A 15,215-nucleotide genomic window follows, 5' to 3' on the forward strand; every position below is an offset into this window, starting at 1 on the left:
GTGCACGAAGCGTGCTCATGGGGTGCCCTGTCTCATTCCGCGCCGTGCAGCTCCATCACCACCAGCTCGCGCCGGTCGTTCACCCGCACCGCGGCGATGCTGTCGCCCAGGCCGCGGCTGATCACCATGGTGGTGCCGCCGCGCTCGTCGACACCTTCGCTGAGCTCGGGCAACCATCCCTGGTGCGGTGCATACAGCTCGCCCGCCCCGGGAATCCGCACCTGCACCGCCTCGTTGCGCAGCACCATGGTGCCGCGGTCCTCGAGACCGGGAACCGTTCGCGGAGGCTGCGCCCTGGCACAGTGCGGCGGGGCGCGACCGCCAGCGGCGCGGTCACCGCACGGCGATCCCCTCGGCGACCATCGCCGCCTTCGCCTGCGCGATCGTCAGCTGCTGGAAGTGGAAGACGCTCGCGGCCAGCACCGCATCGGCGCCGGCGTGGACCGCGGGGGCGAAGTCCTCGGGCGTGCCCGCGCCGCCGGAGGCGATCAGCGGCAGGGTCGTGGCCTCGCGCGCCAGGCGGATCAGCTCGAGGTCGAAGCCCTGCTTGGTGCCGTCGGCGTCCATCGAGTTCAGCAGGATCTCCCCGGCCCCTCGCTCGGTGACCTCACGGATCCAGGCGATCGCATCGATGCCGGTGCCGCGCCGGCCGCCGTGGGTGGTGACCTCGAAGCCGGAGCCGGAGCGGGCGGTGCCCTCAGGGGTGTCATCGGTGACGCGCCGGGCGTCGATCGACAGCACCAGCACCTGATTGCCGAAGCGGCGGGAGATCTCGGAGATCACCTCGGGGCGGGCGATCGCCGCGGTGTTCACCCCGCACTTGTCGGCGCCGGCCCGCAGCAGCTGGTCGACATCGTCCACCGAGCGCACGCCGCCGCCGACGGTCAGCGGGATGAAGATCTGCTCGGCGGCAGCACGCACCACGTCGATCATGGTGTCCCGGCCGCCGGAGGAGGCGGTGACGTCGAGGAAGGTCAGCTCATCGGCGCCCTCCGCGCCGTAGCGGGCGGCCAGCTCCACCGGGTCCCCGGCATCGCGCAGGTCCTGGAAGTTCACGCCCTTGACGACGCGGCCGGCGTCGACGTCCAGGCACGGGATCACGCGGACGGCGACACTCATGCGTCGATCCTCTCCAGATCGAGCTCTTCGGCTCCCTCGATGATGAACTGCTTGCGCGGAGCGACCTCGGAGCCCATCAGCAGCTCGAAGACGGCGCTGGCGGCCTCGGCATCCTCGATCCGCACCCGCCGCAGCGTGCGATGGCCGGGATCCATGGTGGTGTCCGCCAGCTGATCGGCGTCCATCTCGCCCAGGCCCTTGTAGCGCTGGATCGGCTCCTTGTACTTCTTGCCACGGCGCTCGAGGTTCTTCAGCAGCGTGTTCAGCTCCGCCTCCGAGTAGGTGTAGACCAGCTCGTTCTTCTTCTTGCCGCCGTGGATGATCTCCACCCGGTGCAGCGGGGGCACCGCCGCGTAGACCCGCCCGGCCTCGACCAGGGGCCGCATGTAGCGGTGGAACAGGGTCAGCAGCAGGGTGCGGATATGGGCGCCGTCGACGTCGGCGTCGGTCATCATGATGATCTTGCCGTAGCGGGCGGCGTCCAGGTCGAAGGTGCGGCCGGACCCGGCCCCGATCACCTGGATGATCGCCGCGCACTCGGTGTTCTTCAGCATGTCCGTCACGGACGCCTTCTGGGTGTTGAGGATCTTGCCGCGGATCGGCAGCAGCGCCTGATGCTCGGAGGAGCGGGCGTTCTTCGCGGTGCCCAGCGCGCTGTCGCCCTCGACGATGAACAGCTCGGAGCGCTCCACGTCGTGGGTGCGGCAGTCGGCGAGCTTGGTGGGCATGGTGGAGGACTCCAGCGCGTTCTTGCGACGGGAGACCTCCTTGTGCATGCGGGCGGCGATCCGTGCCCGCATCTCCGAGACCACCTTGTCGATGACCAGGTTGGCCTGCTCCTTCTCGCCCTTGCTCGTCGAGGTGAGGAAGTCCGTCAGCCGCTCCTCGACGACCTTGGCGACGATCGCACGGATCGCAGGGGTGCCGAGGACCTCCTTGGTCTGCCCCTCGAACTGCGGCTCGTCGATGCGCACGCTGACCACGGCGGTGAGGCCCGCGAGCGTGTCGTCCTTCTCGATCTTCTCGTTCTTCGCGTTGAACTTCACCCGGCGCGCGTGGTTCTCGACCTGCTTGCGCACGGTCTTGACCATCGCCTGCTCGAAGCCGGTGACATGGGTGCCGCCCTTGGGGGTGGCGACGATGTTCACGAAGGAGCGCACGGTCGAGTCGAAGTCCGCTCCCCAGCGCAGGGCGATGTCGACCTCGCAGGAGCGCTCCACATCGGTGGAGACCATGTGGCCCTTCGCATCCAGCACCGGGATCGTCTCGGTGTACTCACCCGTGCCGTGCAGCCGGATCACGTCGGTGATCTTCTGATCCTGGGCGAGGTACTCGACGAACTCGCTGATGCCGCCGTCGTACTTGTAGGTGCGGGTCGCCGGCTGGTCCGGGGACGCCTCGGGACGGCGATCGGTGACCGAGAGCTTGAGGCCGGGCACCAGGAAGGCGGTCTGCCGGGAGCGGCGGTTGAGGTCGTCGAGCGAGAAATGGGAGCCCTTGACGAAGATCTGCGGATCTGCCCAGTAGCGCACCCGGGTCCCGGTCACGCCCCGCTTGGCCTTCCCCACCACCCGCAGCGCAGCAGCCCCGGAGGACGGGGTGAACGGGGACTCGGGGTCCGGGCCATCGGTGTCGGCGAACTCGCCGGGCTGGCCGCGCTGGAAGCTCATGGCGTAGACCTTGCCGCCGCGGTCGACCTCGACGTCGAGCCGGCCGGACAGGGCGTTGACGACGCTCGCACCGACGCCGTGCAGGCCGCCCGAGGCGGCATAGGAGCCGCCGCCGAACTTCCCGCCGGCATGGAGCTTGGTGTAGACGACCTCGACGCCGGTCAGGCCGGTGCGGGGTTCGACATCCACCGGGACGCCGCGGCCGGTGTCCCGCACCTCCACCGAGTGATCCTCGTGGAGGATGACCTCGATCGACTCCCCGTGCCCGCCGAGCGCTTCGTCGACGGCATTGTCGAGGATCTCCCAGAGACAGTGCATGAGCCCCCGAGAGTCGGTAGAGCCGATGTACATGCCGGGACGCTTGCGCACGGCCTCGAGGCCCTCGAGGACCTGGAGGTTGCGGGCATCGTAGGCGGACTTCTTCGCAGCGCTGGTGGTGGACACCCCTCGGATCCTACGGGTCCGAGCGCGTCGAACCCGGCATTGAGCCGTGCCGTCCCCCTCACAGGTCGGGACCGGCCGCTGCATCCGCGTCGCCGCTCACACGCCGTTGCGCCCCCAGCGAACCGCGCCTGTGGACACTCCCCCGGAGATGCTCCGCGATGCTACAAATGGGGCTATGAACCTGACTCTTGAAGCTCCCCGGCTCACGGCACATGACCGCTGCGACCGCTGCGGCGCCCAGGCCTACGTCAAGGTCCTCCTCGAGGCCGGTGGCGAACTGATGTTCTGCGCCCACCACGCGCGCGCCCACCAGGACGCATTCACCACCGTCGCCTCCGAGGTCATCGACGAGACCGAGCGCCTGCACCTCAAGCCCGAGCCGATCGAAGACTGAGCGACGTACTGCGAGCTCGCGAGCGGTAGGAGCGCAGTCCGCACGCAGAGCTGAGCGACGTACCGCGAGCTCGCGAACGGTAGGAGCGCAGTCCGCACGCAGAGCTGAGCGACGTACTGCGAGCTCGCGAACGGTAGGAGCGCAGCCAGCAGACACCGCTGAGCGACGCGCTACGGCATGCGAGCGCAAGTCCGAGACCGCCGCCGCACATCGGCCTGATGGCACGCAGGGCGCCCACCAGAAGGTGGGCGCCCTGCGTCGTCCCCGCATGGGTGCCCCCTCCGCGGCGCCTGCACGGCGGAGCACCCGCCGTCAGTCCGCCAGCAGGTGCTCGGCCCGGATCGCGTACTCGACCCATGCGGTGCTGCGGCCCTGACGCGGGTCCCGCTCACCGGTCGCCGTGAAGCCGAGACGCTCGTACAGCCTCTGTGCGGCGAGGTTGGACTCGTCCACGTCCAGGCGCAGGTCCGGACGCCCGAGGTCGAGCGAGAGCCGGGTGAGGGCCGCGAACAGACGGCGGGCGATCCCGCTTCCTCGCGCCTCGGGCCGCACCCAGAGCGAGACGATGTGCGCACGGTCCGGAGGGATCGGGTGCTCCGGGGTGTACCCGGCCGGCAGCAGTGCGATACCGCCCAGCACCGCCTGGCCGCGACGCGCCTGCAGGTGCAGCCGAGGGCCGGCGATCTCTGCGCGCCACTGCTGCGCGGTGCGGGCACGGACCTCGTCCGGATCGGCCCAGAACGCGTTCGGGTCCGCGGCCAGCATATCCAGGCGCAGATCCCGATGGGACTCCCAGTCCTCGATGCCGACGCGATGGACGCGCAGAGATCTGTCCGTCTGCGCGACAGTTCGCGATGTCGTGCTCATCGACCTTCTCCCGGGAACGTGGGTGCCGTCTCCGGCCGCAGCTGCGGCCTCGGACCGAGCACGGGCCCGGATTCTCCCGAATCCGGACCCGTGGACCGTCCGTCGTGCAGGGGAACTCGCTCAGTCGAGGTAGTCCCGCAGGACCTGCGAGCGCGAGGGGTGACGCAGCTTCGACATGGTCTTGGACTCGATCTGGCGGATCCGCTCACGGGTCACGCCGTAGACCTTGCCGATCTCGTCCAGGGTCTTGGGCTGGCCGTCCTCGAGCCCGAAGCGCATGGAGACCACCCCGGCCTCGCGCTCGGAAAGGGTGTCCAGCACCGAGTGGAGCTGCTCCTGCAGCAGCGTGAAGCTGACCGCGTCGGCCGGGACCACGGCCTCGGAGTCCTCGATGAGGTCGCCGAACTCGCTGTCGCCGTCCTCTCCCAGGGGGGTATGCAGTGAGATCGGCTCCCGGCCGTACTTCTGGACCTCGACGACCTTCTCGGGCGTCATGTCCAGCTCCTTGGCGAGCTCCTCGGGGGTCGGCTCGCGGCCGAGGTCCTGGAGCATCTGCCGCTGCACACGGGCGAGCTTGTTGATGACCTCGACCATGTGCACGGGGATGCGGATGGTGCGGGCCTGGTCCGCCATCGCTCGGGTGATGGCCTGACGGATCCACCAGGTGGCGTAGGTGGAGAACTTGTAGCCCTTGGCGTAGTCGAACTTCTCGACGGCGCGGATCAGACCGAGGTTGCCCTCCTGGATGAGGTCCAGGAACAGCATTCCGCGGCCGGTGTACCGCTTGGCCAGGGACACCACGAGGCGGAGATTGGCCTCGAGCAGATGGTCCTTGGCGGCGCGGCCGTCATCGACGATCATGGTCAGCTCGCGACCGTGCTTGGTGAGGCGACCGTTCTTGTCCTTGAGAGACTCGTCGCCCTTGAGCTTCTGCTCGGCGAAGAGCCCGGCCTCGATGCGCTCGGCGAGCTCGACCTCCTGCGCGGCGTTCAGCAGCGCGACCTTGCCGATCTGCTTGAGGTAGTCCTTGACCGGATCGGCCGTGGCGCCGGCGGTGACGACCTGCTGCGCCGGGGCGTCGTCCACCGCGGCGTTGTAGACGAAGCCTCCCGAGGCCTCGACCTTGGCGTCGTTCGTGGACTGGGTCTTCTTGGCCTCGCTGTCCTCGGTCTCGTCCTCGGCGTCGTTCTCGGCCTCGGGCTCGACGGCCTTGACCGCGGCCTTCTTCGCGGCCGTCTTGCGGGGGGCCGCCTTCGATGCCGGAGCCTTCTTGGCCGCGGCCTTCTTGGCAGGGGCCTTCTTGGCCGCAGTCTTCGTCGCCGGCACCTTCTCGGCGCTGGTCGTCGCATCCGGGGAGGAGTCGGCGGTGTCGGTCTCGACGGCCTCGGCCTCGGTGTTCTTCGCTGCCTTCGGGGCCGAGGCGCGGGTCGAGCTCTTCGCCGTGGGCGAGGTCTCAGCAGTACTGGAGGAGGTCACAGAGTTCCTTCTTCCGGCGGCGGCCCGGTGCGGGCGGTCCGCCACACTCGGGCGATCGGTCTTCTCGGCGCGGCTCACGGTCTGCGCTGCGCGCTGCGGATCCGGTGTGGACCGGTCTCACGGCGCACGAACGCACGGTGCCGTCAAGCCTGTCGAGTATAACGCCCGTCGCACGGGTTTATTCCCACGCGTCCACGTGGTTCAGACGCGAGTGTTCGCGGAGGTCAGAGGATCGTCTTTGACAGCGAGCACGGGACACGGCGCCCCGAGCACGACGCGGCGCGCTGACGCTCCGAGGTTCAGCTTGCCGATGGGAGGTTTGCGCCGCAGGCCGATCACGATCAGGCTCGCCTCGACCTCGTCGACGACGGAGAGCAGGAACTCCCCGACGTCCCGCTCCGCACTGGTGCGGATAGTGACGTCTCCGCACTGGACACCGGCCCGTTCCAGCTCCGCCCGGACCTCGTCCTCGGTCGCGGCGGTGGCCCCGCGCTCCGGGTCGTGATACTGGTGCGAGGCGACGGCGATCCCCTCGGCGTGGCGTGCCGCGTAGCGCATCGCGGCGCGCAGCGCGGCCCGTCCCTGGCCCGACGGGGAGTACCCCACGACGATGGTCATGCGACGTCTCCTCACTGAACGAGCGGTTCCCGGTGGTCTGGGCGCCGGCGGCGCTCAGTGACCTGCTGGCTCAGCTTAGACGGCGAGGAGGTCGCTGATCCACTTCTCCAGTCCCGGATGGGTGAGCAGGAACGCGTCGTGCCCGATGGGGGAGGACGCCACGTGCCATGCGGCCCGGGGGATGTGCAGCGCCGTCTCCTGCACCAGCGCGGGCGGGAACAGGCGATCGGAGTCGATGGCGACCACGAGGGTGCGGGCCGTGACCCGCTGCAGCGCGATGGCCACTCCGCCACGGCCTCGCCCTACGTCGTGGGTGCTCATCGTCTCGGCCAGGGTGAGATACGAGTTCGCATCGAACCGGCGGGCGAGCTTGTCTGCGTGGTGATCGAGATAGCTGGTCACCTGGTGTCGGCCGCGACCGTCGAAGGGGTTCTCCTGCCCCTGGGGGCGGTTGCCGAAGCGGTCCTCGAGCTCCTCGGCGGTGCGGTAGGTGGTGTGCGCGATGCGGCGGGCGATACCGAGCCCGGTGCGGGGGCCGGCACCGGCGCCGGTGTCGTAGTAGTCGCCGCCGTGGAACTCCGGGTCGAGTCGGATGGAGGCGATCTGAGCGTTGTTCCAGGCGATCTGGTCCGCTGTCGCCCGGGCCGAGGAGGCGATCACGGCGAGACGCTCCACCTCCTCCGGGTGGGAGACGCCCCATTCCAGGGCGCGCATCCCGCCCATGGAGCCACCGATCACCAGCGCCCAGCGCGCGATGCCGAGCTGCTCACGCAGCCGGCGCTCGGCGGCCACCTGGTCCCGAGTGGTCAGGACCGGGAACCGCGAGCCGAAGGCGCGGCCGTCAGGTGCCGGCGAGCTCGGGCCGGTGCTCCCCTGGCAGCCGCCGAGGACGTTCGGGGCGATGACGTGGAAGCGGTCGGTGTCGATCGGTCGGCCGGGACCGACCATCTCCTCCCACCAGCCGGCGCTCGGATGGGATCTCCCGGCCGGTCCGCGGAGGTGGGAGTCCCCGGTCAGCGCATGCAGCACGAGCACGGCATTGCCACGGTCCTCGTCCAGGCTCCCCCAGCTCTCGTAGGCGAGGGTGACGTCCGGGAGCACGACGCCGCTCTCGAGCGTGAGCGCACCGATCCCGGCGAAGCGGCGCTCCCCGGTCCCGTGCCGCGGATGCCATGCACCGGCGGTGCTGCCGGTCGGCGGCGCCGACGTTTCCGGGCCCGACGCTCCGTCCTGGACGGAGGTGGCCGCGTCGAGATCGCGGTGCTCTCCGAGAATGGTCATCGGTGCTGCTCCTTCAGGGCCCTCCCGGCCTCCGCGGAACGAGTCCTCGGGTCAGGCGCTGGGCCACCAGGCGGGGAAGATCGGGGTGTCGGTCATCCGTGACAGCAAGGGTGCCAGAGTCGAGTCCGGTTCCTCCTCCCGGAGCTCGTCGACGAGACCGCCCGCGGTGGCGAAGCGGTGGTTCCACCACGCCAGCAGCACCAGCAGCGCCGTCAGCGCTCGCCATGCGGACCGTGCCGTGCTGCGCTGCGCCGGGCTCCCGTGGGAGGTCGCTGCGGCGGCGATCGAACGCATCCGCTCCAATCCCACATACCACTCACCACCTGCACAGACATCCGGATGCGGGGCCCGGTCCGGGTCGGCGACGAGACCCTGGAGAAGGGTCTCCCGGTCGATCTCGCGTGCGCCGCCGTGCTCGACGCACTGGGCCAGGAGCTCCCAGTGCAGGCGGTCCACCGCGACGGCGGACAGCAGCGCGGCCACCTGTTCACACTTCGTCATCCGGACCTGTCCCGAGAGCCTCCCGGACCCTGCCAGGAGCGGGAGGAGCGCCGCTCGCGCGGTCGCGAACAGGGTGGCGGGATCCGCTGCGGAGGCGATGTCGACGGCTGGCAGCTCCAGGCCTCGTCCGATCTCGAGCAGCCGTGCCTCGTGCGCATCTCCTCGCGGGATCGGGCGCCCGCGCAGCACGGCGCTCGCCGCGGTGCGGGTGTCGGCGAACTCCCGCAGCGGCCCGGACTCCGTCAGTCGCACCGCTGCACCCCCGGAGCGGGACGGCACCCGGTGCAGAGTCCAACAGGTCGAGCCTGCTGCGCCGTGGACGCTCCTGAGGGTGCGGGCCTCGTCACCGAGCGCCCGCGCGGCCTCGTGCACGAGCGTCCCCGCCCGCTGCAGGATGTCCTCGACGACGGGGGCGAGCAGTGCCTGGTGGCCGTCGCCGAGCACGATCAGGGCGCTCACCGCCCCGGAGCCCCGCTCCCGCATCAGTGCCAGGTGGCGCTGCAGGTGGGCGTGCCCGCGGGGGCCCAGCAGATCATGGAGCGGGGAGCGGGTGATCAGCGCCGAGGAGCCCCTCCCCTCGCTGCCGGCGAGGATCAGGCAGTCGGTGGGCGGCTCCCCCAGGCAGAGACGGGCTTCGGCGAGCAGTTCGGCGGGATCCTCCACCCCGAGGCGGGGGAGGCCATGGTCAGCGGGTGTGGTGTCGGTCGTCATGCAGGAGACCCTGTCCGACTCCATGCCTGTGCGCAGCAGCGCGCCGCCGAGTGGGGACGGACGTGGTGTGGGGAGGAACCGTCGGCCCGCGTGCGCTGCCGCTCACGGGGACGTGGGAGGATCGTGGGGCCCGTTCGGAAAGGACCCTTCGATGACCTCCGCTGACACCCCTGACGTCGACGCAGTGCTGCATGACCTCGATCAGCGGCTGGTCGCCCGGATCGCAGAGATCACCCGCGATGAGCTCGAGGAGCGCCGCCGCGAGCTGTCAGCGATCTCGCCCGAGACCGCGGAGCTGCCCGTCCGGCTGCTCGACTATCTCGAAGGCGGCAAGCTGCTGCGACCCCGCTTCTGCTTCTGGGGCGGGGTCGCGGCTCTCGACCGGGAGCCCACGGAGGCCCAGCTCGACTCCCTGGCCCGCTACGGCGCAGCGATCGAGCTGGTCCAGGCGGCGGCGCTGATGCACGACGACGTCATCGACCACTCCCCCGTCCGCCGCGGCCGGCCGGCGCTCCACGTCCAGGCGGGCCGGTGCCACCGCGACGCCGGACTCGGGGGCTCCGCGGACGACTACGGGATCGCGGTCGCGATCGTGCTCGGTGACCTGGCGCTGAGCTGGGCGGAGCAGATCGCCGCCGGCATCACAGGCGGGTCCGACGCCGTCGCCGCCGCCCGCCGCGAGTTCGACGCCCTGCGCACCGAGGTGATGTCGGGCCAGTTCCTGGACATCCTGCAGCAGGCGGGCGGCTTCTCCTCCGCCGTCGACGCGGAGCAGGCCGCGCTCTCCGTGATCCGGTGGAAGACGGTCCCCTACACCGTGCTGCGGCCGGTGCGCATCGGTGCCGCCCTGATGGGCGCCTCCGAGGCAGCGCTGGAGACGCTCTCGGGCTGGGCCATCGAGGTCGGCACCGCCTTCCAGCTGCGCGATGACCTGCTGAGCGTGGTCGGCGACCAGCACGAGACCGGCAAGCCGATCGGCGGCGACATCGTCGAGGGCAAGCGCACGGTGCTCCTGGCGCGCACCGAGGCGGCGACAGGGGCGGAGGGCCGGGCACTGCTGGCCGAGGTCGTCGGCCGCGCCGGGAGCTCCGCGGCGCAGATCGCAGCGGTGCACGACCTGATGGTCTCCACCGGGGCGGTGGAGTCGGTGGTGCAGGAGGTCCGACAGCGGGCGGAGCACGGTCGCGCCCTGCTCGCGAACGCCTCGATGCTGGGAGGGACCGGCCGTACCGGCCTCGGGGCGCTCGCCGCGATGGCCACCGATGTGGAGTCCTTCACCGCCTGAATCGGCAGACGCTCAGCACCGCGGCGGGACGGTGCTGGGACGGCGGCGGGGTCAGAGCGCGAGGGCGAGCGCGCGTCGGCGCACCTCGCCGCGCTGACCGCTGCGGAGCTGGTCGATCGGACGGCCCGGCAGGCTCTCGTCCGCGGTGAACAGCCAGGCCAGCAGCTCCTCGTCGTCGAAGCCCCCGTCGCGGAGGATCGTGATGGTGCCGGCCAGATGCGGGATGAGTCCGTCCTCGGTGACCATCAGGGCGGGCACCTTGCGCACCACGGGGCTCCCGCGGCGCAGCGAGATCAGCTGCCCCTCCTCGATCAGGCGTCGGACGCGCGAGACCTCCACGTCCAGCCGCTCGGCGACGTCGGGCAGGGTGAGCCATTCGGGGATGAGGGCATCGAGATCGTCCACGGCACCACAATGCCACGTCCGTGCGCCCGAGCGCATCCCGGACCGGGACCGCCGTGGGCTCCGCCTCGCATTCGCACCGGCGCCTGCCGTGTGTCGGTGCCGCATACCGAGCATCGGCCCCCCTAGATTGGCCCCGTGAGCGCGGCGACGTCGACCTCCCCCGGCATCAGCCAGCTCCTCGACGACCGCTACCGGGTCGAGGAGCTGATCGCGCGCGGCGGAATGGCGACCGTCCATCGCGGCCATGACGAGCGGCTCGACCGCGTGGTGGCGCTGAAGATCATGCATCCCCATCTGGCGATGGACGAGGATTTCCGACGCCGTTTCGGGCGGGAGGCACGCTCCGCCGCCCGCCTGGCCCATCGCAATGTGGTCGGCGTGTTCGACCAGGGCGAGGACGAGGACCGCATCTACCTCGCGATGGAGCTGATCGAGGGGGAGACGCTGCGGGCCCGCATCGTCGCCCAGGAGCGGCTCACCCTCCGCGACAGCCTCGATGTCACCACCCAGGTGCTGCAGGCCCTGGTGGCCGCGCATGAGGCCGGCATCGTCCATCGGGACATCAAGCCCGAGAACATCCTCATCGCCGAGGACGACCTGGTGAAGGTCGCGGACTTCGGCCTGGCCCGCGCCACCGGCTCGAGCAACTCCTCGGCCAGCGCGGCGCTGCTGGGGACGGTCGCCTACATCAGCCCCGAGCTGGTCACCCGCGGCCATGCAGATGAGCGCAGCGACCTGTACTCCCTCGGGATCGTGCTGTTCGAGATGCTCACCGGCCACCAACCCTTCCGGGGCGAGCAGCCGGTCCACATCGCGTTCCAGCACGTCCACGAGGACATCCCGGCGCCCTCCTCCCTCGTCTCCGGCATCCCTCGCGAACTCGACTCCTTGGTCACCTGGTCCGCAGCACGGCAGGTCGAGCAGCGGCCGGCGACTGCGACGGATCTGCTGCGAGCGGTGCAGGAGCTCGCCGCGACCCTCCCGGCCGCGGTGCTCGACTCCCGGCCGCAGGTGCGGGAGTCGACCAGCACCTCCGACGTCCCGCAGATGACGACCTCGCTCGAGGAGGTCGCCTCTGCGCTCGACCACGGCCCGCGCACCTTCCCCGCCGACCTGCTCGCTCCGGCAGAGGACGCCGAGCAGCCCCCCGCCGCTGCCGAGGACCCGGAGGCGGCGGACGCCACGGAGCAGGGCTCCTCCGCGCGGGAGCAGACGGAGGACGACAGCGATCAGCGGCTCGTGGTGCTGCGCGCCCCGCGCATGCCCCGGGGGCGCCATCTCCCCCATGGGGCCCGCCGGCGCTCGCGGCCGATGGCGCTGCTCGCGACGCTGAGCCTGCTCGCCGTGCTCGCGTTCGGGGCGTGGGCCGGAGGCGACTGGTACCTGAACACCGGTCCCGGTGCCGACAGGACCGTCCCCCTGGTCATCGGCACACCGCTCGCTGATGCCGAGGCGGCTCTCACCTCCGCCGACCTGTCCGTCAGCACCGAGGAGCAGTTCGACGACACCGTCCCCGCGGGCCATGTCATCTCCGCCTCCCCCTCCACCGGCAGTGCCGTCAAGAAAGGAGCCGAGGTCCAGGTGAGGGTCTCCAAGGGCGAGCAGACCTTCCCCGTCCCCCAGCTGGTCGGGCTCGACCTCGACAACGCCCGCACCGAGGTCGGAGCGCTCGGCCTGGAACTCGTCCAGGATGCCCCGGAATACTCCGAGACCGTGCCGGAGGGCGAGGTCATCTCCCAGACCGCTGCGGCCGATGCGCTGCCCGCCGGTGGCGAGGTGCACGTCGTGCTCTCCCAGGGACGGCAGCCGCTCTCGGTGCCCGATCAGCGCGGACGCGATGGTGGGGCCGCACGTACCGCCCTCGAGGACGCCGGATTCGAGGTCACCAGTGGGCAGGCGCACTCCGGCAGCGTGCCTCGCGGCGCGGTCATCTCCCAGTCCCCCGCCTCCGGAACGCTGTTCCGCGGCGAGACCGTGCACATCGTCACCTCGCTCGGACCGGAGATGGTGACGGTGCCCGACGTGTTCCGCACGCCCGAGGCCGAGGCGAAGGCCGCGCTCGCGGAGGCAGGCTTCGCGGTCGAGGTCGTGCACGACAAGGGGGAGCCGGTGTTCGGACTGGTCTACGAACAGTCGGCGGCCGCGGGTGCGGAGCTCGAGAAGGGCTCGACCATCACCCTCAAGGTCTTCTGACTGCTCGGCTCAACGACGCGAGAGCATCTCGGCGACCAGGAAGGCCAGTTCGAGGGACTGCTGGTGGTTCAGCCGCGGATCCACGAGGGTCTCGTAGCGGCGGGTGAGCCCCTCCTCGTCGATCTCGCCGCTGCCGCCGAGCACTTCGGTGACGTCATCGCCGGTGAGCTCCATGTGCAGACCGGCGGGGACGGTCCCCAGCGCCTGGTGCACCTCGAAGAATCCGACCACCTCATCGAGGATGTCCTCGAAGCGACGTGTCTTGTATCCGTTGGAGGAGGTGATGGTGTTGCCGTGCATCGGATCGGTCACCCAGGCCACCTGCGCCCCGGAGTCCCGCACGCCCTCGACCAGCGCCGGGAGCCGATCGCGGATCGTGCCGGCACCCATGCGGGTGATGAAGGTCAGACGGCCGGGCTCGCGCTCCGGATCGAGGCGGTCGATCAGGCGAAGAGCGTCGTCGACGGTGGCCGTCGGCCCGAGCTTGACGCCGATCGGGTTCCGCAGGCGGGCCATGAAGTCGACGTGCGCGCCGTCGAGCTGCCGGGTGCGCTCCCCGACCCACAGGAAGTGGCCGGAGCAGCCGTAGATCTCGCCCGTACGGGAGTCGATGCGGGAGAGCGCCTCCTCATAGTCCAGCAGCAGAGCCTCGTGGGAGGCATAGAACTCCACGACCTTCAGGGCATCGAAGTCCGCCCCGATGGCGTCCATGAAGCGCACGGCCTTGTCGATCTGACCGGCCAGTTCCTCGTAGCGATCATACCCGGCGCCTGAGGTGAATCCGCGGTTCCAGGAGTGGACCTCGCGCAGATCGGCGAAGCCGCCGCCGGTGAATGCGCGCAGCAGGTTCAGCGTCGTGGCGCTGGTGGTGTAGGTCCTCCACAGCCGGGCGGGATCCGGGATCCGCGCGGCGGGCGTGAAGTCGAATTCGTTGACGGCGTCTCCACGGTAGGTGGGCAGGGTCTGCCCGTCACGGGTCTCCTCGTCGGCCGAACGGGGCTTGGCGAACTGTCCCGCCATGCGGCCCATCTTCACCACCGGCAGCGAGGCCCCGTAGGTGAGGACGGCCGACATCTGCAGGATCGTGCGGATCTTGTTCCGGATCCGATCGGCGGTGGAGTCCGCGAAGGTCTCCGCGCAGTCACCCCCGGCGAGCAGGAAGGCCTCGCCCCGGGCCGCGGCGGCGATGCGGTCACGCAGCACGTCGACCTCGCCGGCGAACACCAGGGGCGGGGCGGCGCGCAGGTCGCCGAAGACCTTCTCGCGTGCGGCCTCGTCGGGCCACACCGGCTGCTGCACCCGCGGATACTCGCGCCAGGCGCTGAGGGCCGCCAGTCCGTCGTCGGCCGAGGACAGGGTGAAGGCGTGGGCGCGAGCGGGAGCATCAGAGCTGAATGGAGTCACCCGCCCAGGGTAGCCAGTCCTGGCCCGGTCCGGAGGGGCGGTCCCACGGGGCGGTCGCTCACACCGCGGAGTCCGGCTCCGCCGGGCCCGGCGACCGGCCGTCCGCGGCGCGCAGGCGCTGCTTCATGACGCTCGCGTACTCCTCCACCCGCTCCTGGCCGGAGAGGGCGTGGATGCTGTCCATCACCGCGTCGGTCACCGCCCGCAGCACCTCCGCCTCCTCGGCGCCGGCGCACTCTTCGAGGACCGACTGCACATCGACCGGTGGTCCGACGAGGGCGTGGATGCGCGGCCGACGCCGCGGGAGCCAGCGTCGTCCGCGCTGCGCCTCGTGCGCGCCGAGCATCGCGACCGGCACGACCGGCGCTCCGGAGGCGAGGGCGAAGCGCGCCACACCGGTCTTCCCGCGATGCAGTCGGCCATCGGGGCTGCGCGTCCCCTCGGGATAGATCCCCAGCACCTCGCCGCGCTCGAGCACGGCGAGCCCGGCCTCGATCGCGGAGCGGGAGGCGTCACCGCCGCTGCGGTCCACCGGCATCACCCGGATGCCGCGCATCACCGCGGCGACCAGACGGTGCACCGGCGAGCGCCCCTCGAAGATGTCCGACTTCCCCAGGAAGTTCACGCTGCGCCGCACCTGCCCGGGCAGGAAGACCGTGTCGGAGTACGCCTGATGGTTGGACGCCAGGATCACCGGGCCGCGGTCGGGAATGTGCGCGGTCCCGCTGATCGTGGGGTTCCACACCACCCTCACCACCGCCATGACGACGGGTTTGGCGATCTCGTAGAGCACGGGGGACTCCTCGGTCGGAGCTCTGTCGAGCCGGGATCCGGATGACGCATGACG

Annotated in this window: 14 protein-coding genes; 3 read left to right on the plus strand and 11 right to left on the minus strand. The window is 70.8% G+C overall.

Annotated features, from left to right (window positions below; translation table 11 throughout):
• Positions 1 to 32: 32 nt before the first annotated feature.
• The 3 genes from ACHUEU_RS04615 to ACHUEU_RS04625 all read right to left on the minus strand — a co-directional run bounded on the left by ACHUEU_RS04615 (position 33) and on the right by ACHUEU_RS04625 (position 3,233).
• Positions 33 to 248 carry a hypothetical protein gene (locus ACHUEU_RS04615; RefSeq protein ID WP_394214725.1) on the minus strand — a complete coding sequence of 72 codons (216 nt, stop codon included), beginning with the start codon at positions 246 to 248 and terminating at the stop codon, positions 33 to 35.
• A gap of 85 nt (positions 249 to 333) precedes the next feature.
• Positions 334 to 1,119: an imidazole glycerol phosphate synthase subunit HisF gene (hisF, locus tag ACHUEU_RS04620; RefSeq protein ID WP_394214726.1), complete on the minus strand. Its 786-nt coding sequence runs from the start codon at positions 1,117 to 1,119 to the stop codon at positions 334 to 336.
• Positions 1,116 to 3,233: a DNA gyrase/topoisomerase IV subunit B gene (locus ACHUEU_RS04625; protein WP_394214727.1), complete on the minus strand. Its 2,118-nt coding sequence runs from the start codon at positions 3,231 to 3,233 to the stop codon at positions 1,116 to 1,118. Before ACHUEU_RS04625 ends, hisF begins: the two co-directional genes overlap by 4 nt.
• A 175-nt stretch (positions 3,234 to 3,408) precedes the next feature.
• Between ACHUEU_RS04625 and ACHUEU_RS04630 the strand changes: the two genes are divergently transcribed.
• On the plus strand, positions 3,409 to 3,627 hold the full coding sequence (locus ACHUEU_RS04630) for a DUF7455 domain-containing protein (protein ID WP_096803350.1): 219 nt from the start codon (positions 3,409 to 3,411) through the stop codon (positions 3,625 to 3,627).
• A 312-nt stretch (positions 3,628 to 3,939) separates the two neighbouring features.
• Here ACHUEU_RS04630 and ACHUEU_RS04635 read toward each other — a convergent pair whose 3' ends face one another.
• The 5 genes from ACHUEU_RS04635 to ACHUEU_RS04655 all read right to left on the minus strand — a co-directional run bounded on the left by ACHUEU_RS04635 (position 3,940) and on the right by ACHUEU_RS04655 (position 9,081).
• Entirely contained in the window at positions 3,940 to 4,494 is a 555-nt protein-coding gene (locus ACHUEU_RS04635; RefSeq protein WP_394214728.1) for a GNAT family N-acetyltransferase, read from the minus strand.
• A 120-nt stretch (positions 4,495 to 4,614) separates the two neighbouring features.
• A complete protein-coding gene (locus ACHUEU_RS04640; protein WP_394214729.1) occupies positions 4,615 to 6,048 on the minus strand; it encodes an RNA polymerase sigma factor in 1,434 nt (477 codons plus the stop codon).
• 123 nt (positions 6,049 to 6,171) lie between these two features.
• Complete coding sequence (locus tag ACHUEU_RS04645; protein ID WP_394214730.1) at positions 6,172 to 6,588, minus strand: universal stress protein; 417 nt, start codon at positions 6,586 to 6,588, stop codon at positions 6,172 to 6,174.
• Between the two features lie 75 nt (positions 6,589 to 6,663).
• Positions 6,664 to 7,869 (minus strand): homoserine O-acetyltransferase MetX, encoded by a 1,206-nt coding sequence (metX, locus tag ACHUEU_RS04650; RefSeq protein ID WP_394214731.1) that lies wholly within the window; start codon positions 7,867 to 7,869, stop codon positions 6,664 to 6,666.
• A gap of 51 nt (positions 7,870 to 7,920) precedes the next feature.
• Positions 7,921 to 9,081, minus strand: coding sequence for a hypothetical protein (locus ACHUEU_RS04655; protein ID WP_394214732.1), 1,161 nt, complete (start codon positions 9,079 to 9,081; stop codon positions 7,921 to 7,923).
• 151 nt (positions 9,082 to 9,232) lie between these two features.
• Here ACHUEU_RS04655 and ACHUEU_RS04660 point away from each other — a divergent pair, with 151 nt between their 5' ends.
• The gene (locus ACHUEU_RS04660; RefSeq protein ID WP_394214733.1) at positions 9,233 to 10,366 is read left to right on the plus strand and encodes a polyprenyl synthetase family protein; all 1,134 of its coding nucleotides are present in this window, start codon (positions 9,233 to 9,235) and stop codon (positions 10,364 to 10,366) included.
• Positions 10,367 to 10,417: 51 nt separating this feature from the next.
• Here the strand turns inward: ACHUEU_RS04660 and ACHUEU_RS04665 are convergent, their stop codons facing one another.
• Positions 10,418 to 10,771 (minus strand): Rv2175c family DNA-binding protein, encoded by a 354-nt coding sequence (locus ACHUEU_RS04665; protein ID WP_394214734.1) that lies wholly within the window; start codon positions 10,769 to 10,771, stop codon positions 10,418 to 10,420.
• A 135-nt stretch (positions 10,772 to 10,906) separates the two neighbouring features.
• Between ACHUEU_RS04665 and pknB the strand changes: the two genes are divergently transcribed.
• On the plus strand, positions 10,907 to 12,964 hold the full coding sequence (gene pknB, locus ACHUEU_RS04670) for a Stk1 family PASTA domain-containing Ser/Thr kinase (protein WP_394214735.1): 2,058 nt from the start codon (positions 10,907 to 10,909) through the stop codon (positions 12,962 to 12,964).
• 9 nt (positions 12,965 to 12,973) lie between these two features.
• Here the strand turns inward: pknB and ACHUEU_RS04675 are convergent, their stop codons facing one another.
• Both ACHUEU_RS04675 and ACHUEU_RS04680 read right to left on the minus strand, forming a co-directional pair.
• On the minus strand, positions 12,974 to 14,368 hold the full coding sequence (locus ACHUEU_RS04675) for a class II 3-deoxy-7-phosphoheptulonate synthase (protein ID WP_394214736.1): 1,395 nt from the start codon (positions 14,366 to 14,368) through the stop codon (positions 12,974 to 12,976).
• Between the two features lie 58 nt (positions 14,369 to 14,426).
• Complete coding sequence (locus tag ACHUEU_RS04680) at positions 14,427 to 15,161, minus strand: lysophospholipid acyltransferase family protein (protein ID WP_394214737.1); 735 nt, start codon at positions 15,159 to 15,161, stop codon at positions 14,427 to 14,429.
• Between the last annotated feature and the right edge of the window lie 54 nt (positions 15,162 to 15,215).

It is taken from the genome of Brachybacterium vulturis (genome assembly GCF_043641765.1).
GTDB lineage: Bacteria > Actinomycetota > Actinomycetes > Actinomycetales > Dermabacteraceae > Brachybacterium > Brachybacterium vulturis_A.

Coding starts and splice junctions, on each gene's coding strand:
- ACHUEU_RS04615 (WP_394214725.1), bottom strand. CDS start 248: ATGGTGCTGCGCAACGAGGCGGTGCAGGTGCGGATTCCCGGGGCGGGC.
- hisF (WP_394214726.1), bottom strand. CDS start 1,119: ATGAGTGTCGCCGTCCGCGTGATCCCGTGCCTGGACGTCGACGCCGGC.
- ACHUEU_RS04630 (WP_096803350.1), top strand. CDS start 3,409: ATGAACCTGACTCTTGAAGCTCCCCGGCTCACGGCACATGACCGCTGC.
- ACHUEU_RS04635 (WP_394214728.1), bottom strand. CDS start 4,494: ATGAGCACGACATCGCGAACTGTCGCGCAGACGGACAGATCTCTGCGC.
- ACHUEU_RS04645 (WP_394214730.1), bottom strand. CDS start 6,588: ATGACCATCGTCGTGGGGTACTCCCCGTCGGGCCAGGGACGGGCCGCG.
- metX (WP_394214731.1), bottom strand. CDS start 7,869: ATGACCATTCTCGGAGAGCACCGCGATCTCGACGCGGCCACCTCCGTC.
- ACHUEU_RS04655 (WP_394214732.1), bottom strand. CDS start 9,081: ATGACGACCGACACCACACCCGCTGACCATGGCCTCCCCCGCCTCGGG.
- ACHUEU_RS04660 (WP_394214733.1), top strand. CDS start 9,233: ATGACCTCCGCTGACACCCCTGACGTCGACGCAGTGCTGCATGACCTC.